This window comes from Dyella sp. RRB7 (assembly GCF_022761115.1).
Classification (GTDB): Bacteria; Pseudomonadota; Gammaproteobacteria; order Xanthomonadales; family Rhodanobacteraceae; genus Dyella.
Map to the genome: position 1 here is coordinate 610,505 of NZ_JAKWJS010000001.1, position 20,915 is coordinate 631,419.

Below are 20,915 nucleotides of genomic sequence, written 5' to 3' on the forward strand. Positions count from 1 at the left end.
CCGGTCTGTTGCATGATCGGCGTCCGCTGTCCGCCGCTTTCGCATCATGGCCCACCCTCGCTGGCTTCTGCCCGCCCGCTTGCTGTTGCTTGGCGCCACCTTCCTGCTGGGAGGCTGCGAAGCCACGCTGTTTGCGGGACTCAACGCCACCGACCCGCACAAGGGGGTGGTGCAGCGGCGCGATATCGTTTTCGACGCCGCGCATCGGCTCGCACTCGACGTCTATGCCCCTGACCACGCGGAGCACGCGCCCGTGGTGGTGTTCTTCTATGGCGGCAGCTGGGTGCATGGCGAGCGCGCGTGGTATCGCTTCGTCGGCACGACGCTGGCGACGCACGGCGTGGTGGTGGTGATTCCCGACTACCGCAAGGTGCCGCAGGTGAGGCTGGATGGCTTTATGCAGGATGCGGCCAATGCCGTGGCCTGGGCCCATGGGCATGCGGCCCAATTCGGTGGCGCGCCCGACGATGTGTTTGTGATGGGCCACTCCGCGGGCGGGCAGATTGCCGCGCTGCTCGCCACCGATCCGCAATGGCTGGGTGCGCATGGCATGCGTCCTGGCGACCTGGCCGGTTTTATCGGCCTGGCCGGTTGCTACGCCTTCGTACCCGTGACCGCGAAAGACCAGGACATGCTCGATGCGTTCGGCGCCACGCCCGCCGAGCAACGCCGCGCCGAACCGATATCGCACCTGCGCGGTGCCGAACCGCCGATGTTGCTGTTGCAGGGCACGGCCGACCACGAGGTGGATCCGGCCAATGCGATTTCCCTGGACCGGGCCATGCAGGCCCGGCATGGCGACGTGACGCTGAAGCTGTATCCCGGGCTGGGCCACGAGGCGCCGTTGTTCGCGCTATCGCGCCCCATGCACGGCGATGCGCCGACGCTGGACGACGTGATGTCGTTTATCCAGGCCCATCCGTGGGCACGGCCCGTCGGTGACCGTCACGCCGCCATCGGCAGCGACCTTCCCTCGACACCGGCTGGTGTACCGTAGCCTGGTCAGCCCATCGGGCCGAACACGCGGCCGTTACCGTGAACAGCATTGTCACTGGCGAGTTTCCGTACATCCACGGCTTCTCCTCCGAGGAGCAGTCGCGGTTGGTGCGCCAGGCGCGCATGTTCGAGACCAAGCTGTTCAGCAGCGTCGACTACAGCGAGGCCACACGCCTGCTGGAGATAGGTAGCGGCGTGGGCGCTCAGACGGAGATTCTGCTGCGGCGCTTTCCCAACCTGCATGTCACCGGGGTGGACCGCTCCGCGGCGCAGTTGGCGGCCGCCGAGCGCAACCTCGCCGAAACCGCCTGGTGCAGCGCCCGCTACACCCTGCAACTGGCCGACGCCACCGACCTACCCTTTGCCGATCGCAGCTTCGATGCCGCCTACCTGTGCTGGGTGCTCGAACACATGCCCAGCCCCGCCCGCGTGCTGAGCGAACTGCGCCGCGTGCTGAGCCCGGGTTCGGTGATCTACGTCACCGAGGTGCTCAATACCTCGTTCTTCCTCGACCCCTATTCGCCCAACCTGCTGCGCTACTGGATGGCCTTCAACGACCACCAGTACGACAGCGGCGGCGACCCGTTCATCGGCGCCAAGCTGGGCAACCTGCTGCTGGCCGGCGGCTATCGCGACGTGCAGACCGAGGTGAAAAGTTTTCACCTGGACAACCGCCAGCCCGGCAAGCGCAAGCAGATGATCGAGTTCTGGGAGGAACTGCTGCTTTCGGCGGCCGACCAGCTGGTGGCCACCGGCCAGGTCGACATGCCCACGGTGGAGGGCATGCGACGGGAGATGCAGGCCGTGCGCAACGATCCGAACGCGGTGTTCTTCTTCGCCTTCGTGCAGGCGCGAGCGACGGTTTATTGAGCACCGCATCGACGTGGTGACGCTGGAGTCCACCACGCCGCCGTGAAGCACCCGTCAACCCGACAGCTTGGATGAGTTCAATTCTTCGGTGTAGCGCTGCGAGCGCACGCCCTTGCTGTCGTAGTACTCCTCCACCGCCTTCACAAAACGCTTCTCGGAGGGGACGTACCAAAAGGCCTTGTACAACTTGCCGCTGACCGTCCGTGGAGTGGTGATCTGGCTTTGCGACACGGTCGCCATGGCGCCGGATGCAACCTGCGCATGCGTATCCGTGGATACCGATGGTGCCACCAGGGCGGTCCATTCGCCCTGCGATTCGATCTTCAGCGCCTTGAACGTGCCGGCGGGAACCTGCACGTCCTCCCAGCCAACCACGACATATTCGCTGCGAAAGCTCTCACTCGTATGCTGCCGGTTGGGATTGGCTTCGGTGTATTCCACGCGCCACTTCTTGCCCTGGCTAAGCGGAAACACCAAGGGACGATTGACAACCTGCTGCTTGCCATTGACGTCGCGCGAGCGGCTCCAGTCCAGCCCCACCAGACGTTCGACGGGCGGCTGCGTCGAACCCTCCTGCTTGGCGGCGATCAGCAACCCGTCGCTGCCGACGCGTTCAACCGTGATCGTCTCATCCTTGCGCACCCAGCCCTGGGTCCCTGTTTCGGTGGTGTTGGTATAGACCCAGCTGTCTCCAACACTGAATGTCGGAGCATCCACCGACTGAGCATACGCCGAGCCATAACCGCCAAGCGCCAAGACCGAAGCCGCGAATAACCGTCTGAACATCACACCCCTCCTTGTGAAGAACGCGCAGGCTAACCGATAGCCCCGACACGTTCATGCGGCACGAGCGCAGGAAAATACTCTGCGCCGAACATGGCATTACGGAGGTACCCAACGGGTAGACCCAGCCCAGTTATCCGGCTGACGGACTCACCACGAAGCCATACTCCGCGAGGACGGGCTTGAGTGCGGCAATCCACAGCGCATAACCGGCCGGCGTCATATGCAGGCCGTCCGGACGAAACAGCTCGGCGCGCGGACGCCCCTGCGCATCGAGCATGGCCGGGGCGATGTCGACGAAGCGCACCTCTTTCTGCGTGGCCGCCCAGGCGCGGATCTTGTCATTGGCCGCCTTCATCGTCGGCCACAGCGCGAGGCGCGCGAGGCTGGGCTTGATCGAGATGTAGACCACCGGCACGCCGGGCACGCCTTCGCGTGCGCGGGCAACGAAGGCCTGGAACGAGGCAAGCACCTGGTCCGGGCTGGCGCCGTCATTGATGTCGTTGTCGCCCGCGTACAACACGATCAGCCTGGGCTGGTAAGGCCACACGATGCGGTCGGCGTAATAGGTGGAATCGGGAATGGCCGAACCGCCAAAGCCACGATTGATCACGGGGATGCCGGGGAAATCCGCGGCCAGCGAATGCCAGAACTGGATCGACGAGCTGCCGATGAACAACACGCCATGCGGAGCCACCGGATGCGCGCGGTCGGCGACCTGGAACGCCTCGATGTCGGGCGTCCAGTGCGACGGCGGCGCACTGTCGGCATGTACCAGGGCCGAGGCCAGGAATGAAACCAGGAACAACGCCAGCCAGGTCAGTCGCTTCATTCGTTGGCTCCTACGATCGGTGGGTGGGTCTTTCGATTATGGCGACCACGGCAGGTATCGCCAAACCGGTGGATGCCAGTCCCCGACGACCCGCCACTCGTCCCGTGGGGCCGGCGATTCGTCACTCCACCGTTGCCTGGGTCGCCGACCGGCGCACAGTGTCGGCATCCCTACTCCCTGGAACCTGCCATGCATCGTCGCGATCTTCTGAAGGCCGCCCTCGCCCTGCCGCTGCTGCCCTGGGCGCTGTCGCCGGACATGGCATCGGCCAGCCGTGCGCTCCCTGCGAGCGGATTGCGTTCCCGGGTGCGACCGGGTGATCCGGGCTGGCCCACCTCGACCCAGTGGGACCAGTTGAAGGACGCCGTGGGCGGTCGGCTGCAAGCGCTGCGTTCCCCCTTCGACCACTGCAGCGCCCAGAACGCCGCATGCCAGGAGGCGCTGGCCCAGATCAAGAACCCTTATTACCTGGGCGACCAGCCGGCGCTCACCCAGACCAGCGGCTGGGTCGATGCCTGGATGTCGCGGCCCAGCGCCTACGCCGTGGCTGCCGAGACTACCCAGGACGTGGTGGCCGCCGTGCAGTTCGCCCGCCAGCACCGGCTGAGGCTGGTGGTGAAGGGCGGCGGCCACAGCTATCAGGGCACGTCGGCTGCGCCGGACTCCTTGCTGGTCTGGACTCGCCATATGAACGCAGTGACCCTGCACGACGCCTTCGTTCCACAGGGCTGCGAAGGCCGGCTGGCCCCGTTGCCGGCCGTCTCGGTGCAGGCCGGCGCGATGTGGATCGACGCATACAATGCAGTCACCACCCGCGGCGGACGCTATGTGCAGGGCGGCGGCTGCAACACCGTGGGCGTGGCCGGCCTGGTGCAGAGCGGCGGCTTCGGCAGCTTCTCCAAGCAATTCGGCACCGCCTCGGGCGGCTTGCTCGAGGCCGAAGTGGTGACGGCGGACGGCAAGGTCCGCGTGGTCAATCCGCGCCAGGATCCGGAGCTGTTCTGGGGCATCAAGGGCGGTGGCGGCGGCAGCCTGGGCGTGGTGACCCGACTCACCCTGCGCACGCACGATCTACCGGATACCTTCGGCGCGGTGTTCGGCGCCATCAAGGCCGATTCGGATCAGGCCTACCGTGCCCTGATCGCCTACATCATGCGCTTCTACCGCGACGCCCTGTGCAATCCGCACTGGGGTGAGCAGATCACCTTCCGCCGCGACCATATCGTGCGGCTATCGATGGTGTTCCAGGGCCTGAGCAAGCAGGAAGCCGAACAGGTGTGGGCACCGTTCCTGGCCGCCGTGCGCGCCCGCCCGGACTGGCATATCCACGACGACGTCCAGACCATCGCATTGCCCGCCCGCCACTTCTGGGATGCCGACTTCTTCCGCGAGCACGCTCCAGACTTCATCGTGCCCGACCGCCGGCCCGGCGCGCCGCGCGACCACGTGTTGTGGGCCGGCGACCAGGGTCAGGTGGGACAGTTCATCTACGGCTACCGCTCGGCCTGGCTGCCACAATCGCTGCTCGATACGCGGCAACTGGAAGCCCTCGGCGACGCCATGTTTGGCGCGACGCGCCACTGGGGTTTCTCGCTGCACTTCAACAAGGGCCTGGCCGGCGCACCGCCCGAGGCGGTGGCGCGCTCGCGCGATACGGCGATCAACCCCGACGCATGGGATGCCTTCGCCCTGGCGATCAGCGGCAGCGAAGGCGACCCGGCCTTCCCCGGCATGCCCGGCGCCGAACCCGACCTGGCCAAGGGCCGCACCGAGGCGGCGGCCATCGACCGTTGCATGGACAGCCTGCTCAAGGTTGCGCCCCGCGCCGGCTCCTATGTCTCGGAAAGCAACTACTTCGAGCGCGACTGGCAAACCTCGTTCTGGGGCAGCAACTACCCCCGGCTGGCCGCGGCCAAGCGCAAGTACGACCCCGAAGGCCTGTTCTTCGTGCGACACGGCGTAGGCAGCGAGGACTGGAGCGACGACGGCTTCACCCACACGCCGACGATCTAAGCGCCGCTTGACTAGATCCCGTGCACCAGAGCGCCCTGCGACCGGGCTGCGTTATGCTGCGCCCGCGCCAGCGGCCTGCGGGCGGCTTTGGCGCGTTCGTGCGAGCCCATCCCGAAGGGCCGCAAAGCCGTCCAAATGGCTGAATCGGCATGAAATCGTCATGTCCGGCCCGCATGCTGAGGCTGCAAAACGGGGACACCCCGTGTATCATGCGCCACCCCTTTCATCTTTCTATCCGTAAGGAAGGATATAACCCGCGATGAGCAACTTCCTCTTCACTTCCGAGTCGGTTTCCGAAGGCCACCCGGACAAAGTCGCCGACCAGATCTCCGATGCCGTCCTCGATGCGATCATCGCGCAGGATCCGCGTGCGCGCGTGGCTTGCGAAACCATGGTGAAGACGGGCGTGGCGATCGTCGCCGGCGAAATCACCACCAGCGCCTGGATCGACCTGGAAGCGCTGACCCGCAAGGTCATCGTCGACATCGGCTACGACTCCTCCGAGGTCGGCTTCGACGGCGAGACCTGCGGCGTGCTGAACCTGATCGGCAAGCAGTCGCCGGACATCAACCAGGGCGTGGACCGCAAGAAGCCGGAAGAACAGGGCGCTGGCGACCAGGGCCTGATGTTCGGCTACGCCACCAACGAGACCAAGGACTTCATGCCGGCCGCCATCTACTACTCGCACCGTCTGGTGGAGCAGCAGGCCAAGGTCCGCAAGAAGAAGAACTCGCCGCTGCCGTGGCTGCGCCCAGACGCCAAGAGCCAGGTCACCCTGCGCTATGAGAACGGCGTGGCTACCGCCATCGACGCCGTGGTGCTGTCGACCCAGCACGATCCGAGCGTGAAGCAGAAGGACCTGATCGAGGCCGTACGCGAGCACATCCTCAAGCCCGTGCTGCCGGCCAAGCTGCTGCACAAGGGCACCAAGTTCCACATCAACCCGACCGGCAAGTTCGTCATCGGCGGCCCGGTGGGCGACTGCGGCCTGACCGGCCGCAAGATCATCGTCGACACCTACGGCGGCTGGGCCCGTCATGGCGGTGGCGCGTTCTCGGGCAAGGATCCGTCCAAGGTCGACCGTTCGGCCGCCTATGCCGCCCGCTACGTGGCCAAGAACATCGTGGCCGCCGGCATCGCCGATCGCTGCGAAGTGCAGGTGAGCTACGCCATCGGCGTGGCCGAGCCGACCTCCATCTCGGTCACCACCTTCGGCACCGGCAAGATCGCCGACGAGAAGATCGAGAAGCTGATCCGCAAGCACTTCGACCTGCGCCCGTACGGCATCATCAAGATGCTCGACCTGGTGCACCCGATGTACCAGCAGACCGCCAGCTACGGCCACTTCGGCCGCACCCCGTACGAAGTGAAGGCTGCCGACGGCAGCACCTACACCGCGTTCTCGTGGGAAAAGACCGATAAGGCCGAGGCGCTGCGCGCCGATGCCAAGCTGAAGTAAGCCACGCTTGCTTCACATGAAAACGGGCCGCTGATGCGGCCCGTTTTTTTTATGCCTTGCGAACCTTCCGGGCATGCCCTGGAAGGCGAAGGCGGGAAAGCATGGGGACCGCGAGAAGACGCCGCCGGCCTACTTGTCCGGCGACGCGCCTGCCGATGCCACCTTCTGGGTGCGTGGCGCGGCGGCGGGACAGGTCACGCCTTTCTTGCGCGTGCAGCTGCTACGGGCAAGCGCATCGGTCTTGGCGCGACGGTGATGGTGACGCGAGCCAGGCGTAGCGTCGGCAACCGCCGTGGCCTTGCCGGCCGAAGCCCCACTGGCGCGGCGCCCCTTGGCCACGGCAACCGCAGTGGCGGGCACGGCGGCGGCCTGGGCGACCAGGGCGGCCGGCGTTTCGCGGTCGTCGAAACCGTCGTCCAGCAGGCGCGCCATCAGCCTGTCGCGGGACGCCGCGGTACGACCGCCCAGCACCACGCTGAAGAGGCGGCGACCGTCCTTGACGGCGGTGGAGGCGAGGTTGAAGCCCGAAGCGTTGGTGAAGCCGGTTTTCAGCCCATCCATGCCCGGGTACTTGTCCATCAGATTGTTATGCCCACGCACCAGCCGGCCGCGGAACATGAATTCCTCGGTGGAAAAATAATGCGCGTACTGTGGGAAATCCTTGTACAGCGCCATGGCCAACTTGCTCATGTCGCGCGCCGTGGTGGTATCGCTGGGATCAGGCAGGCCCGAGGCATTGGCAAAATGGGTATTGCTCATGCCCAGGCGCGCGGCCTCGGCATTCATCAACTCGACGAAGTGGCCCTCGCTGCCACCCAGACCTTCGGCCATCACGGTGGCGGCGTCGTTGGCCGACTTGGTGATCATGCCCAGCACGCAGTCTTCCACCGAGATGGTCTGGCCGTTGCGCAGGTCGAGCTTGGTGGGCGCCTTGGACGCCGCCCAGGAGGACACCGGCAGTTCCTGCTCCAGCTTCAGCGTGCCGCCCTGCAGCGCTTTGAAGGTGAGGTACAGCGTCATCATCTTGGCCAGCGAGGCCGGATGATTCGGCTCATCGGGATTGACCGCCGTAATGACCTGTCCGTTCGACTCGTTGACCACGATGGCCGCGTAGCCGGCATGGGCCACGCCCATGAAACCGCTGGCAACGCACAGCAGCAGGGCAAGCAGGCTTTGACGCCAGGTCACTCCCCTGGCCGGCGTTATGGACTGAATGGCCACCCCGTTTCCTCGCTTCCGGCACATCGCCTAACCCGACGTTGCACAACCTGAACTGCAACGCCCTCGCTACGGGCATCGACAATACTTGAATTAACCAGCATAAGTCCATGTTTCCATGGACGATAAAATAGGAACGGCGCCCAGGGCGCCGTCCGAACTTAGAGTTCACCGTGAAGGTTTTGTCTACGCTTCAAGCGAGTTTGCCTTCAAATGGCGTGCGGCGAAAGGCTTTTGTGCTGTCGGTCAAGGCATTTTCCCTTGGCGAGCCAGATGGTTCGCCCAGCCCCAGGGAATGACCGCCCCGGCGCGCCAGCCCCGCAACGAACCGATGAGTCGCCCCGATACGAGTGACCAGGCGGCGACCGCGCTGGACGCATCACCTAGAATAGCCAGATGTCACTTATCCAGCTGCAACGCGTCGACTTCAGCATCGGCGGCCCCCTCCTGCTCGAACACGTCGACCTCTCCATCGAGGCGAACGAGCGCGTCTGTATTGTCGGTCGCAATGGCGAAGGCAAATCCACCCTGATGAAACTCATCGCCGGCGAACTCAAGCCGGACGACGGCGAAATACGCGTGCAAGGCGGCGTGGTGATCGCGCGCATGGCGCAGGAGGTACCGCAGGACACCGCCGGCAGCGTGTTCGACGTGGTCGCCGAGGGCCTGGGTGATCTCGGCCATCTGCTGGCCCGCTATCACCACCTGCTCGCCGAAGGCGACATGGACGCGGCGGGCGATGTGCAGACGCTGATCGACGCCGGCAACGGCTGGGATCTCGACCGTCGCGTCAGCGACGTGCTGACCCGGCTGGAACTGCCCGCCGAAACCGACTTCGCCGCCCTGTCCGGCGGCATGAAGCGTCGCGTGCTGCTTGCCCAGGCGCTGGTGCGCAAGCCCGACGTGCTGCTGCTGGACGAACCCACCAACCATCTCGACGTCGAGGCCATCGACTGGCTGGAAGGTTTTCTGCGCCAGTTCGACGGCAGCATCATCTTCATCACCCATGACCGCAGCTTTCTCCGTGCGTTGGCCACGCGCATCGTCGAGATCGATCGCGGCCAGCTCACCGACTGGCCAGGCGATTACGACAACTACCTGCGCCGCCGTGAGGAACGCCTGCACGCCGAGGCGCAGGCCAACGCGCTGTTCGACAAGAAGCTGGCGCAGGAAGAAGTGTGGATCCGCCAGGGCATCAAGGCGCGGCGCACCCGCAACGAAGGCCGCGTACGCGCCCTGAAGGCCTTGCGTGTGGAGCGCGCGCAGCGCCGCGAGCTGTCGGGCAACGTGAAGATGACCGCAGCCAACGCACAGTCGTCCGGCAAGAAGGTGATCGACCTGGAACACGTGCACCAGGCCTACGACGGCCGCGTGCTGATCGAAAACCTCAGCACCACCATCATGCGCGGCGACCGCGTAGGCATCATCGGCCCCAACGGCGCCGGCAAGAGCACGCTGCTGAAGATCATGCTGGGCGAACTGCAGCCGCAGCGCGGCCATGCCACGCTCGGCACCGGTATCCAGATCGCCTACTTCGACCAGCACCGCGTGCAGCTCAACGACAAGCTCAACGCGCTGGACAACGTCGCCGAAGGCCGCGAGTACATCGAGCTCAACGGCGGCCGCAAGCACATCATCGGCTACCTGCAGGATTTCCTGTTTTCGCCCGAACGCGCGCGCGCGCCGATCACCCGCCTCTCCGGCGGCGAGCGCAACCGCCTGCTGCTGGCCAAGCTGTTCGCGCAGCCGTCCAACCTGCTGGTGATGGACGAACCGACCAACGACCTGGACGTGGAAACGCTGGAGCTGCTGGAGGAACTGCTCACCGAGTACCAGGGCACCCTACTGCTGGTGTCGCATGACCGCGCCTTCCTCGACAACGTGGTGTCGAGCACGCTGGTGCTGGAAGGCGACGGCAAGATCGGCGAATACGTGGGCGGCTACAGCGACTGGGTACGCCAGAAGGCCGCGCCCGCTGCCGCCGCTTCGACCAAGGCCGCCGGCAAGGCCAGTGCGACACCAGCTGCACCGGCCGAACCCAAACGCAAGCTCAGCTACAAGGATGCCCGCGAACTCGAACAACTGCCGCTGCGCATCGAAAAGCTGGAAGCCGACATCGCCGCGCACAGCGAAGCCATGAACGACCCGGCCTTCTACCAGCAGGAAAACGCCGCCATCCTCAAAGCCAACGAGGCGTTGGCCAAGCTGCAGTCGGAGCTGGATTCGGCTTATGCGCGCTGGTCCGAGCTGGACGCTTGATCGTCCACCGTGCACGGCAGCCACAGGCGCGCCAGCGCGCCGCTGCCGTCCGCACGCGGGGCAAGTACCACGCCGCCGTCGTGCGCTTCGGCAATCTGTCGCGTCAGTGCCAGTCCGATGCCGGAACCGCCCGGCTTGGTGGTGAAGAACGGCACGAACAGGTTGTCGCTGGTCGGTAGCCCCGGGCCATCGTCCTCCACTTCGATCACCGCCTGGCCACCCTCGCGTCGCCAGCGCACGCTTACCTTGCCCGCGGGCGCCGCCTCCACCGCATTGCGCATCAGGTTGATCAGCGCCTGTTCGAGCTGGTCCGGATCGGCCTGCACCCACAGCACATCGCCCTGTTCCACCTGCAACACAAGCCGCTGCTCCAGGCGCGCCGCCTTGCGCACAAGCTCGCCCAGCTCGACTGGCTGCTGCTGCGGCGCGGGCAGCCGCGCCAATCGGCTGTAGCTGGCCAGGAAGCGGCCCAGCGATTCGGCGCGGTGCGCGATGATCTCCACGCCGTCCCGGAAATCTCCACGCCAATCCTCGGGCATGGGATCGCGCGCGAGCAGCGAGGCCAGAGTGCCAGCCATGGAACGAATCGGCGCCAGCGAGTTGTTCAACTCGTGGCCCAGCACACGCAGCAGGCGCTGCCAGGCCTGGCGTTCTTCCTCGCGCAGTACGCGCCCCACATCGTTGATCACCAACAGTTGTCCGCCGCGACCGCCGCTGCGCAGCGGCGCATGGCGAACCTCGTAGCGCCCCGCGCCTCCCGCAAAGCTGTGGTTGACGATCCGTAGGGTGGGCGGTGCCAGCCATTCGCCCAATCCGAGCGCGTCGGCGCTGCGGCCGAACACATCGTCGCGTGCGCGTCCCAGCAACCGCTGGCCGGCCGGGTTCACCAACCGCAACTTGCCCGTCCCGTCGAAGGCGAACACAGCGCTGTCCAGCGCCGCCAGGGTCTTGCCCAGCAGGTGGGAGGATTCCTCGAAGGTGAGCCGTTCCTGCTGCAGCCGTTCGGCCAGCGCATTGATGTCGTAGATCACATCACCCAGTACGCCACCCTGCACGCCGCGCAGGCTGTAGTCACCCTCGCGCAACGCCTCCAGCAGGCCCGATAGCGTATACAGCGGATAGCTGACGCGCCGCACCTGCCAGCGCGAAAGCAGCACGGTCAGTACCAGCGCTGCGCTCCACAAGGCCAGCCGCGGCTGTGTCCCAGCAACCGGGATGCCCAGCATCACGCCCAACGCCAGCCATGCGGGCAGCGCCACCAGCAGGCTGCCCCAGCCGACGCGCCGCTCGAATCGCAGTAAGCGCCCGCCGCACGATGGATCAGTCGAGCCCGGGTTCATCGATCCCATCGCGCAGCTCATGTTTCTCCAGCCGCCGGTACAGCGACTGACGGGTGATGCCCAGCGCATCGGCGGCGCGCTGCAGGTTGCCCTGGTAGCGCTGCAGTGCGCGCTTCACCAGCCAGCCTTCGGCCTGCTCCAGGGTCATGCCGTCAAGCTCCGGCGCCGATGCCATCGGCGTGCCGAAGGCCAGCGCAGCGGCACTCACCTGGTCGTTGTCGGCCAGCAGTGCGGCACGTTCCATCAGGTGCTGCAACTCGCGCACATTGCCTGGCCACGCCCAGGCCAGCAGCGCGCGCTCTGCCGATGGCGCCAACCGCAGCGTGGCGCGTCCATAGCGCTGCCCGCTGCGCGCAAGGAACTGGCGAGCCAGCGGCAGGATGTCCTCGTTGCGCTCGCGCAACGGCGGCAGATGGATCTCCAGCGTGTTGAGGCGATAAAGCAGATCCTTGCGGAAGCGCCCGGCCGCAACCTCGGCCGACAAGTCGGCATTGGTGGCCGAGACCAGCCGCACGTCCACGCGCTGTGTCCGCGAGGAACCCAGTCGCTCGAACTCGCCATCCTCCAGCACGCGCAGCAATTTGGGTTGCTGCGCGGGCGGCACGTTGCCTACCTCGTCGAGGAACAGCGTGCCGCCGTCGGCCAGCTCGAAACGCCCGATGCGCTCCCCCTTGGCGTCGGTATAGGCGCCGCGCACGTGACCGAACATCTCCGATTCGAACACGCTCTCGGCGATGCCGCCCATGTTTACCTTGACCAGCGAACGCTCCGCCCGCGCGGACAACCGATGGATGCGTTGCGCGATCACGCCCTTGCCGGTGCCATTCTCACCGAGCACCAGCACATTCGCCTCGCTGGGTGCCACGCGATCCACCAGCGCCCCCACGCGACGCATGGCGGTCGACTCGGCAATGAAGCCGTCGCCCTGGTCGCCACGCAGCAAGGCGTTCTCCGCCTCCAGCCGGCGTTGGCGGCGCGCGCCGGCGCGCAGTGCGACCTGCGCGCGCAGCACCGCCAGCAACCGTGCGTTGTCCCATGGCTTCTCCACGAAATCGGCGGCACCGCGACGCATGGCTTCTACCGTCAACGGCACATTGCCCCAGGCGGTCATCACCACTACCGGCAACTCCGGTGTCTGCTGGCGCAGGCGCTCCAGCAACAGCAGGCCCTCTTCGCCGGAGGTGGTGTCACGCCGGTAATTGCAGTCGATCAGTGCACAGGCGAAATCCTGGCGCCGCGTGGCGTCCACCGCCGCCTCGGGATCGCCGACGCCCACGCTGGCCAGCCCTTCGGACTTGAGCAGCAGGCGCAGGGCTTCGCGCACGTCGGCCTGGTCGTCGGCCAGCAGGATGATCGGAGCGGTTTCGCGTGCCATGGGGCGTTCCATCCGGCGAGTGTAACGGTCACTCATCGCGCAGGGCGATGGCCGGATCGACCCGCAACGCGCGATGCAGCGGCAGCAGCGCAGCCAGCGCCGCCACCACGATCACCAATAGCGCCACTGGCGCGAATACGGCCGGATCATGGGCCCGCGTGCGCAACCCCGGATCGGCAAGCACGCTCGACCACGGCAACGCGAGCAGCACGCCCAGCGATAAACCGATGCCAAGCTGCCATGCAAGCTGGCGCCCCGCTTCGCGCAGGATCGCCGCATGGCCCGCACCGACGGCGCGGCGGATACCGATCTCGCGCGTCCGCTGCGCCACGGAGAACGCGAGCACGCCGTACAACCCGGCCGCTGCCAACAGCAACGCCACCAATCCCAGCGTGGCGAATACTTGGGTCAGCACGGCCAGCCCCACGCGACTCTTCGCCATGCTGCGTGCCTGGCTCAGGGTGCCGTATACCGCGGCCTGCGGATCGATGCTGCGCACCATGTTGATCAGGCGCCGCACGAACACCTGGGCATCGGCAGGCGTACGTATCGCCACGCCAACGCTGGCCAGCGGCGACTGTCGCGCCGATTGCGTCAACGGCATCAGCAGGCCGGGCAAAGGCCGTTCCAACATGCCGTCCAGTTGCAAGGGCTCGATCACGCCGACCACGGTGACCGTGCGCGCCCACGCATTACCCGGATACAGCAGCAGCGACTGCCCCACTGCCTCGGTGCCTGGCCAGAAGGCCTGCGCCATCTTGCGGTCGACCACCACTACCGCGGTGCTGTCGGCACGGTCGCGCGTATCGAAGAAGCGCCCCGACAACAGGTGCACGCCATAGGTGGCGAGGAAATGCGCGTCCACAATGCCCATCTGTGCCTGCGGCCAGCCCGCGTTCGGACGTGGCTGACCGGGCAAGGCCACGTATTCGTGACTACCGAGCACCGCGCTGGGCACGGTGTTGGAAGCGGTCGCCTCGGTAACGCCCGCCTCCACGCGCAGCCGTTCGACCAGGGTCTCGAAGAATTGGATGCGTTGTTCGTCGCGCGTATACAGGGCCGGGGGTAGCGCCACCTGTGCGGTCAACACTTGCGTCGCATGGGTCGCACCGACCGGTGGCTGCACCAGCAGGGCGTTGAGCGCGCGCACGAAAGTACCCGAGCCAACCAGCAGCACCACGGTCAGCGCCACTTCGGCCACCACCATCACGCGTGCGAAGCGGGCGAAACCGCCACTACTGCCACGTGTACCCTCGCGCAGGTTGTCCTGCAGGTCGCGGCCCGAAGCACGCCAGGCAGGCACGCCACCGGCCAGCGCCGTGCTGGCCAAGGCCATGACCAACGCAAACGCGAGCACGCTGCCATCGATGTCGAACTGATGCAAGTGCGAGGTCTCCGGCGCATTCTCGAAATACATCGACACGATCCAGCGCTGTCCAGCATGCACGATGGGCAAGGCCACTGCGAGCGCCGCCAGGCTGAGCAGCCATGCCTCCATCAACGCACCCAGCACCAGGCGTCCACGCGTACTACCCAGCGCGCTGCGCAAGGCCAGCTCGCGACCACGTTGCAGGCTCTGCACCAGTTGCAGGTTGGCCACGTTGAGGCAGGCGAGCAACAGCACCAGGCTACCTGCACCAAACATCAGCCAGACCCAACGGCGCATGTCCTCGGGCACGAAGCTCAGCGCCAGCGGCTTCACCGTCAACGCCTGCACGCGCCACCCCGTGGGCAACAGCTGCTGCAGCTCGTCGTTGCGCGCTGCCAGTTCGGCACGTGCCTGCGCCAATCCTTCCGGCGCACGCAGCCTCCCCACGCCCGATAGCGCACGGTGCGCACCCGGCGACAGACGCAACGGCATCCACAATTCGCCGTCATTGGGGAAACCGAATGATGCCGGCATCACCCCCACCACCGTGACCCATTCGCCATCGACGCGCACGACACGCCCGACGATGTGCGGATCGGCCTGGAACGCGCGGCGCCACAAGCTCTCGCCGAGCAACGCCACGCGCGAGGCGGTGGCGTCCTGGTCTGCCGCGACCAGCGAGCGGCCCAGCAATGGCTTTACCGCAAACAGGTCCAGCAGGCTCGCGCTGAGTTCGGTCGCATCGACATAGATGGCCCCGGCATCGCCCAGCACGCTGACGCCGGAGGACGCGTACGCGCCCAGTCCATCGAGCTGATGTAGTCCGCCCTGCAGGCGCAGGTACTGGTCACTGTCGATATCGCCGATGCCGTTGTCCGCCATCCGGCCGATCGCCACCAGCCGATCCGACTGCGGATACGGCAACGGCTTCAGCACCAGCGTGTGCACCAGGCTGAACAGGAACACCACCACGCCCAGGCCTACGCCTAGCACGATCACCGACAAGCCGGTGTAACCCGGCCGCCGCGACAGGCGGCGCCACGCATCGCGGCCCTCCCTCCACGGCATTTGCCAACCCTTCATGCACGCTCTCCCCTCGAGGCTTGTATCGTCGTTGCCCGCGCAGCTTGTAACGCAAGCCACATCCCATCCGGCCATGCGCTCATGCGCCGGCCCCGACGCGACGCCCGATCAGCGCGTCCATGCGGCGCTCGTCCTCGCGCCGCAGCCGATCGAAGGTTTCCTCGTCGACCACGCGGCCATCGAACAGCCGCACCTTGCGCTGGGCCAGCTCGGCGTAGCGCGCGTCATGCGTCACCATGCAGATGGTGGCGCCGCCACGATGCAGCTCGTCCAGCAACGCCATCACCGCTTCGCCGTTGCGCGAATCGAGGTTGCCGGTCGGCTCGTCGGCCAGCAGGATCGCGGGCTGCCCCACCAAGGCACGCGCCACCGCGACACGCTGCTGCTGGCCGCCGGACAGTTGCGCCGGGTAGTGCCGCATACGATGTGCCATACCCACGCGCTCCAGCGACTCCTGCACTCGCCGCTGGCGCTCTGCCTTGCCCAAGCCGCCACGGTACGTCAGCGGCAACTCGACGTTCTCCTGCACGCTGAGGTCGCCGATCAGGTTGAACGCCTGGAAGATGAAGCCGATCTCCGCATTGCGGATGCGCGCGCGCTGCGCCGCGCCCAGTCCGGCGACGTCGTGCCCATTCAGCACGTAGCTGCCCGCGCTGGCGCTATCGAGCAGGCCGAGGATCGACAGCAAGGTGGTCTTGCCGCAACCGGACGGGCCGGAGATCGACACGTACTCGCCACGCGAGACGGCCAAGTGCACCTCGCTGAGCGCATGGGTCTCCACCTCGTCGGCCTGGAACACCTTGCGGATGCCGTTGAGCGTGATCACGTTGTTCGCTGCTGCCACGTTGAAGCTCCTTGTAAGGATCACCGCACCCGGATGCGGGCGTATTTATCCCATGCCGAGGTGTCGGACAGGATCACCTGGTCGCCCTGCGCCAGTCCGCGCAAGACCTGAATGCGATCGACGGAGGCCACGCCCACCTGCACCGGCACGCGCACGGCCACGCCGCTGGCGGGGTCGAGACGAAACAGCGACACCGCGCCGTCGCCCTGCGCCTGCACCGGCCGGCCCACTGATAGGGCGTCGTCCAGCCGCGCCAGCAGGATGCGGCCATCGACCGACAGGTCGGGCCGCGCGCCGGAAGGCAGCGCGCCCCGCAAACCCACATCCACCTGCACGCTGCCATCGCGCACGGCGGGATCGATACGCTCGACCCGCCCGTCCACCACGCCGTTATGCGTATCCACGTTCACCGGCATGCCGATCGCCACGTCCTTGGCCTGCACTTCCGGCACGCGCAGGCGGGCCAGCAGTCGCTCCGGCTTGGCCACCCGGGCCAGACTGGCGCCTTCGGCCACCTGCGCGCCCTCCTGCACCGCCACTTCCTGCAGCACGCCGGCCACGCCCGCACGCACCTTGAGGTTGTCGATCTGGCGTTGGCGCAGTTCCAGGTTGCTGCGCTGCTGCTGCAGGCGTGCGTCCACCGCGGACTGCTGCGCATGCATGCTCGCCTCGAAGGCCGCCACGCGCTGCTGGTTGATCTCCACCCGGTACTTCAGCTGGCCCAGCGCAATCTGGCCCTGCTCGTACAGCACGTGCGGAATCAGGTGCCGGGCATCGGCCTTGCCATCGGCCACGGCCTTCACCCCGGCGGCGGCGTATTCGGACTGCGCCTGCGCCAGCTGGACCTTCTGGTCCAGCCATTGCGACTGCAGTTCAGCGCGCTTGGCCTGCACGTCGGCCTCGGCGGCCGTCACCTGCGCCTGCGCGTTGCGCAGCGCGTCTTCCACGCTGGGATTGGACAGTTCCATCAGCACGGTATCGGGCTGCACCTGTGCGCCCGGCCAGACCAGGATGTGCTCGACCTGGGCGGCGGTGCCCGCCGCCAGCCAGCGGAACTCGCGGGGGACCAGCACGCCGGTGGCGCGCACCTCGCGCAGCATCGGCCCGCGCTGCACGGTATCGATCCACAGGCTGCCACGCTCCGCTTCGGGTAGCGCCGGCCCCAGCCGCGCCAGTGCCAGCGCCGCCAGCAAGGTGGCGGCGAGCGCGCCTGCGGTCAGCCACCAGCGGCGGCGACGGCGGCGAAGCTTGAGTTGCGGGTTGGCGATATCCATGTGCTGGCCATCGCAATCCCCGTGCCAATCGAGACACCCAAGGGGCATCAATTACTTAGGGCCACGATGGGGGGCCGGCAGGCCAGCGATCCATCCGGATGCGGACGCCGCTGTCCGTTGGCGTACGGGCTCAGCCCGTATTCTGCAAACCCTGCGACACGCCGTTGACGCAGGCCACCAAGGCACTGAGCAAGGCATCGTCGCTTTCGGCGCCCTCGCGCCAGCGCTTGAGCAGGTCGACCTGCAGCAGGCTCATCGGGTCGATGTAGGGGTTGCGCAGGTCGATCGATACCTTCAGCCGCGGCTCGTTCTGCAACAGGTTGTCGCTGCGTCGCAGGCGCAACAGCCAGTGATGCGTGCGCTCGAATTCCTCGCGTATCAGCGCGAAGAACGGCTCGTGCAGCGGGCCGGCCAGGCGCGAGAACGCCTCGGCAATCCCCAAGTCGCACTTGGCCAGCACCATCGACACGTCATCGAGCATATTGGCGAAGAACGGCCACTCGCTGGCCATCTCGATCATGTCGTCGACGCCAAACTCCGCCGCGCCGAATTCCAGCGCCGTGCCCAGGCCATACCAGCCCGGCAGGATCGAGCGGCTCTGTGTCCAGGCGAACACCCAGGGGATCGCGCGCAGATCCTGCACGCCGCGCATGCTGCGGCGACGCGATGGGCGCGAGCCCAGCGTCATGCGTTCGATCACGTCGATGGGCGTCGCCGCGCGGAAGTAGTCCACGAAGTGCTCGCGGTCGACGAAGTCGCGATAGTGCTGCCGGCTGCGCGCTGCCAGTCGACCCATGCGCTCACGCCACAGCGGTTCCCGCGGCTCCTGCGTACGTGGCCGCAATGATGCGCGCAAGACCGCGCCCACGGTCTGCTCAAGATTGCGCAGGGCCAGCGCGCGGATGCCGTACTTGCGGTGAATCACCTCGCCCTGCTCGGTGATGCGCAACACGCCCGCCACCGAACCGCGTGGCGAGGACATCAATGCGGGCGCGATGCGTGCGCCGCCACGGCTGGCCGAACCACCGCGGCCATGGAAGAACGACAGCTGGATGCCGGCGGCCGATGCCACTTCCAGCAATTCCACCTGCGCACGCTGCAAACCCCAGCGCGAAGCCAGCGTGCCGCCGTCCTTGCCGCTATCCGAATAGCCCAGCATCACCCACTGACGACCGCCGCGCGAGGCCAGGTGATCGCGATACACCGGATCGTCCAGCAAGGCGCGCAGGGTATCCGGCGCGTTGGCGAGGTCATCGACGGTTTCGAACAGCGGCGCGATATCCAGCGGCACGCGCCCTGCGTGTTCGAGTCCGCCGTAGCGCGCCAGCGCCAGCACGGCCAGCACATCGGCGGCGGAGCGCGCCATGCTGATGATGTACAGACCGATGGCCTCGGCGCCGTAACGTGTGCGGGCATCGCCCAGTGTGGCGAATACGTCGTGCAAGGCGACCACTGCGGGTTCGCCATGGGCCGCCAGCGATTGCTCGCCACCGGCGTAAGGCCGCAGGATCTGCGCGCGCGCGGCGGCATCGCGTCCTGCCCAGTCGCCATCGCCCAGCAGCAGGGCAAGCGCATCGTCGTGCATGCGCGAGTCCTGCCGCACATCGAGCCGCGCCAGATGAAAGCCGAACGTGCGCACGCGCCAGATCAGGCGCTGTACCGCATAGGCGCCCGCATGCAGGCCACGATGATCGACCAGGCTGGCGGCAATCAGATGCAGGTCGTCCAGCAACTCGGCGGCGGAAATATAGCCTTCCGGATGATCGTCCTCGTGCGTCGCTTCCAGTCGCGCGCCGATCACGGTGAGCAGGCTGCGGTAGGGCATGTCGGCATGGCGGGGCCGCACTTTCGCCGCCGCCTCGGGAAAACGCACGCGGTAGTCGAACAGCCGGCGCGCGAGCGCGCTGTCGACCTCCACGCGGTCCTCGGTCTGGCTGAGCAGACGTGCCAGCCCCGCGATGTCTTCCATGTAGTGCTCAAGCACATGGGCCCGCTGCGCGGACAGGCTGGCGGCAATAGTGGCGGCGCCCACATTGGGGTTGCCGTCCATGTCGCCGCCGACCCAGGTGGCGAAACTGAGCAGTCGCGGCAGCGGCACGGCCACGCCGTACACCGCCTGCAGGGCATTGGCCAGCGATTCGTACAGGGCCGGCACGATGCGATAGATCGGGTTGGCCAAGTAGAAGCCGACATGGTGATGCTCGTCCTGCACGCTGGGACTGATCGGCGAGGCCTCGGCCGTCTGCCAGCCGGCGTTGAGCGCCATGCAGATGCGATCGTCGTCTTCCTTGCGCTCCTGCGGCGTGCGCGTGGGGTCGAAGTTGTCGACCAGCGCGCGCACGATGGATTGCTCCTTCTCCAGCAGCGAGCGCCGCACGGCTTCGGTAGGGTGCGCGGTAAAAACCGGCTCCACTTGCAACCGTTCCAGCCACTCGATCAGCTCGCCCGCTTCCACGCCCTGCTCCTTCAATCGCAGCAGTGCATCGAGCAGGGATTCGGGTTGCGGCGCACCGCCTTCGCGCTGGTAGTCGCGGCGACGGCGAATGCGATGGATACGCTCGGCAATGTTCACCGCCTGGAAATAGGTGGCAAAAGCCCGCGCCAGCGCTTCGGCTTGATCGGCTCCCAGGCCGGTCAGCAACCCTGACAGCACGTCCAGCGGCGCCTGCTCCAGGCGACGCTCGATGGCGGCGGTGCGAATGCGCTCCACCTCATCGAGGAAGGCGGGAGACACCTGCTCGGCGAGCATGTTGCCGACCAGGGTGCCGAGGCGGCGGACGTCTTCGCGCAGGGGCGCGTCGTGCGGAGCGAACTCAGGACTGCGGTGCTGGTTCATCAATGCCACGTTGCAGATGTCTGGACGTCCAAGACTAACCGAAGCCCGTTCGATTTGTGCGCCGCCGCAACGGAACGCGCCAAGCCGATGCCATGGGCTTACGTGCACCATCTGGCCCCGGCATCGATGCGCCCGATCCCGATCGGGTCCATGACCGGCCGTCCGGCGGGATCGGTTTGCAGCCGGGCCGGCCCTGGCGCCAGACCCACCTGAACGCTCCCCCGCGAAACTACGGGCCGCCTGCCGTTATACTCAACGGCCCGTCGAGGGGCGCTGCGACCGTGGGTTCGGTGAACGCCGATGTTTTCGTTCATCTTCCCGGCCAGGCTCGGCGGATTCTTCCTGTAACGGCGCCCGGTCAACG

14 protein-coding genes and 1 riboswitch are annotated in these 20,915 nt (G+C 66.8%); of the genes, 5 read left to right on the forward strand and 9 right to left on the reverse strand.

The genetic code is table 11. From position 1 onward, the window contains the following. Window positions 1-46 precede the first annotated feature (46 nt). Window positions 47-997, forward strand: a complete 951-nt coding sequence (locus tag MJ606_RS02810) for an alpha/beta hydrolase (RefSeq protein WP_243047889.1) — start codon at window positions 47-49, stop codon at window positions 995-997. A 47-nt stretch (window positions 998-1,044) separates the two neighbouring features. Beyond that, window positions 1,045-1,866 carry a class I SAM-dependent methyltransferase gene (locus MJ606_RS02815; RefSeq protein WP_243048572.1) on the forward strand — a complete coding sequence of 274 codons (822 nt, stop codon included), beginning with the start codon at window positions 1,045-1,047 and terminating at the stop codon, window positions 1,864-1,866. Between the two features lie 54 nt (window positions 1,867-1,920). Here the strand turns inward: MJ606_RS02815 and MJ606_RS02820 are convergent, their stop codons facing one another. Together MJ606_RS02820 and MJ606_RS02825 are read right to left on the reverse strand one after the other, a co-directional pair. After that, window positions 1,921-2,652 carry a hypothetical protein gene (locus MJ606_RS02820; protein WP_243047890.1) on the reverse strand — a complete coding sequence of 244 codons (732 nt, stop codon included), beginning with the start codon at window positions 2,650-2,652 and terminating at the stop codon, window positions 1,921-1,923. 130 nt (window positions 2,653-2,782) lie between these two features. Continuing rightward, the gene (locus MJ606_RS02825; protein WP_243047891.1) at window positions 2,783-3,481 is read right to left on the reverse strand and encodes an SGNH/GDSL hydrolase family protein; all 699 of its coding nucleotides are present in this window, start codon (window positions 3,479-3,481) and stop codon (window positions 2,783-2,785) included. A gap of 189 nt (window positions 3,482-3,670) precedes the next feature. On the opposite strand from MJ606_RS02825, the gene MJ606_RS02830 reads away from it, so the two are divergent. Next, complete coding sequence (locus MJ606_RS02830; protein WP_243047892.1) at window positions 3,671-5,494, forward strand: FAD-binding oxidoreductase; 1,824 nt, start codon at window positions 3,671-3,673, stop codon at window positions 5,492-5,494. A 259-nt stretch (window positions 5,495-5,753) separates the two neighbouring features. Further along, window positions 5,754-6,953 (forward strand): methionine adenosyltransferase, encoded by a 1,200-nt coding sequence (gene metK / locus MJ606_RS02835; protein ID WP_243047893.1) that lies wholly within the window; start codon window positions 5,754-5,756, stop codon window positions 6,951-6,953. A gap of 129 nt (window positions 6,954-7,082) precedes the next feature. Here metK and MJ606_RS02840 read toward each other — a convergent pair whose 3' ends face one another. Continuing rightward, the gene (locus MJ606_RS02840) at window positions 7,083-8,141 is read right to left on the reverse strand and encodes a D-alanyl-D-alanine carboxypeptidase family protein (RefSeq protein ID WP_243047894.1); all 1,059 of its coding nucleotides are present in this window, start codon (window positions 8,139-8,141) and stop codon (window positions 7,083-7,085) included. A 426-nt stretch (window positions 8,142-8,567) separates the two neighbouring features. On the opposite strand from MJ606_RS02840, the gene MJ606_RS02845 reads away from it, so the two are divergent. Then, window positions 8,568-10,430, forward strand: coding sequence for an ATP-binding cassette domain-containing protein (locus MJ606_RS02845; RefSeq protein WP_243047895.1), 1,863 nt, complete (start codon window positions 8,568-8,570; stop codon window positions 10,428-10,430). Here the strand turns inward: MJ606_RS02845 and MJ606_RS02850 are convergent. From MJ606_RS02850 to ppc, 6 genes are all read right to left on the reverse strand, one after another. Beyond that, window positions 10,400-11,791, reverse strand: a complete 1,392-nt coding sequence (locus MJ606_RS02850) for an ATP-binding protein (RefSeq protein ID WP_243047896.1) — start codon at window positions 11,789-11,791, stop codon at window positions 10,400-10,402. The genes MJ606_RS02845 and MJ606_RS02850 overlap by 31 nt on opposite strands. Further along, window positions 11,751-13,145: a sigma-54 dependent transcriptional regulator gene (locus MJ606_RS02855; RefSeq protein WP_243047897.1), complete on the reverse strand. Its 1,395-nt coding sequence runs from the start codon at window positions 13,143-13,145 to the stop codon at window positions 11,751-11,753. The genes MJ606_RS02850 and MJ606_RS02855 overlap by 41 nt, the downstream gene beginning before the upstream one ends. Window positions 13,146-13,173: 28 nt before the next feature. Continuing rightward, window positions 13,174-15,597 carry an ADOP family duplicated permease gene (locus MJ606_RS02860; RefSeq protein WP_243047898.1) on the reverse strand — a complete coding sequence of 808 codons (2,424 nt, stop codon included), beginning with the start codon at window positions 15,595-15,597 and terminating at the stop codon, window positions 13,174-13,176. Between the two features lie 79 nt (window positions 15,598-15,676). Continuing rightward, on the reverse strand, window positions 15,677-16,441 hold the full coding sequence (locus tag MJ606_RS02865) for an ABC transporter ATP-binding protein (protein WP_243047899.1): 765 nt from the start codon (window positions 16,439-16,441) through the stop codon (window positions 15,677-15,679). Between the two features lie 20 nt (window positions 16,442-16,461). After that, window positions 16,462-17,715: an HlyD family efflux transporter periplasmic adaptor subunit gene (locus tag MJ606_RS02870; protein ID WP_243047900.1), complete on the reverse strand. Its 1,254-nt coding sequence runs from the start codon at window positions 17,713-17,715 to the stop codon at window positions 16,462-16,464. Window positions 17,716-17,845: 130 nt separating this feature from the next. Next, window positions 17,846-20,551 (reverse strand): phosphoenolpyruvate carboxylase, encoded by a 2,706-nt coding sequence (ppc, locus tag MJ606_RS02875; RefSeq protein ID WP_243047901.1) that lies wholly within the window; start codon window positions 20,549-20,551, stop codon window positions 17,846-17,848. 259 nt (window positions 20,552-20,810) lie between these two features. After that, window positions 20,811-20,914: riboswitch (S-adenosyl-L-homocysteine riboswitch) on the forward strand. The last annotated feature ends 1 nt before the right edge of the window (window position 20,915 follow it).

What these genes read in the sequence shown, in the direction of transcription:
- MJ606_RS02860 (WP_243047898.1), bottom strand. Translation starts at nt 15,597, where the DNA reads ATGAAGGGTTGGCAAATGCCGTGGAGGGAGGGCCGCGATGCGTGGCGC.
- MJ606_RS02830 (WP_243047892.1), top strand. Translation starts at nt 3,671, where the DNA reads ATGCATCGTCGCGATCTTCTGAAGGCCGCCCTCGCCCTGCCGCTGCTG.
- MJ606_RS02845 (WP_243047895.1), top strand. Translation starts at nt 8,568, where the DNA reads ATGTCACTTATCCAGCTGCAACGCGTCGACTTCAGCATCGGCGGCCCC.
- MJ606_RS02855 (WP_243047897.1), bottom strand. Translation starts at nt 13,145, where the DNA reads ATGGCACGCGAAACCGCTCCGATCATCCTGCTGGCCGACGACCAGGCC.
- ppc (WP_243047901.1), bottom strand. Translation starts at nt 20,551, where the DNA reads ATGAACCAGCACCGCAGTCCTGAGTTCGCTCCGCACGACGCGCCCCTG.
- MJ606_RS02820 (WP_243047890.1), bottom strand. Translation starts at nt 2,652, where the DNA reads ATGTTCAGACGGTTATTCGCGGCTTCGGTCTTGGCGCTTGGCGGTTAT.
- MJ606_RS02825 (WP_243047891.1), bottom strand. Translation starts at nt 3,481, where the DNA reads ATGAAGCGACTGACCTGGCTGGCGTTGTTCCTGGTTTCATTCCTGGCC.
- MJ606_RS02810 (WP_243047889.1), top strand. Translation starts at nt 47, where the DNA reads ATGGCCCACCCTCGCTGGCTTCTGCCCGCCCGCTTGCTGTTGCTTGGC.
- MJ606_RS02850 (WP_243047896.1), bottom strand. Translation starts at nt 11,791, where the DNA reads ATGAGCTGCGCGATGGGATCGATGAACCCGGGCTCGACTGATCCATCG.
- metK (WP_243047893.1), top strand. Translation starts at nt 5,754, where the DNA reads ATGAGCAACTTCCTCTTCACTTCCGAGTCGGTTTCCGAAGGCCACCCG.
- MJ606_RS02870 (WP_243047900.1), bottom strand. Translation starts at nt 17,715, where the DNA reads ATGGATATCGCCAACCCGCAACTCAAGCTTCGCCGCCGTCGCCGCCGC.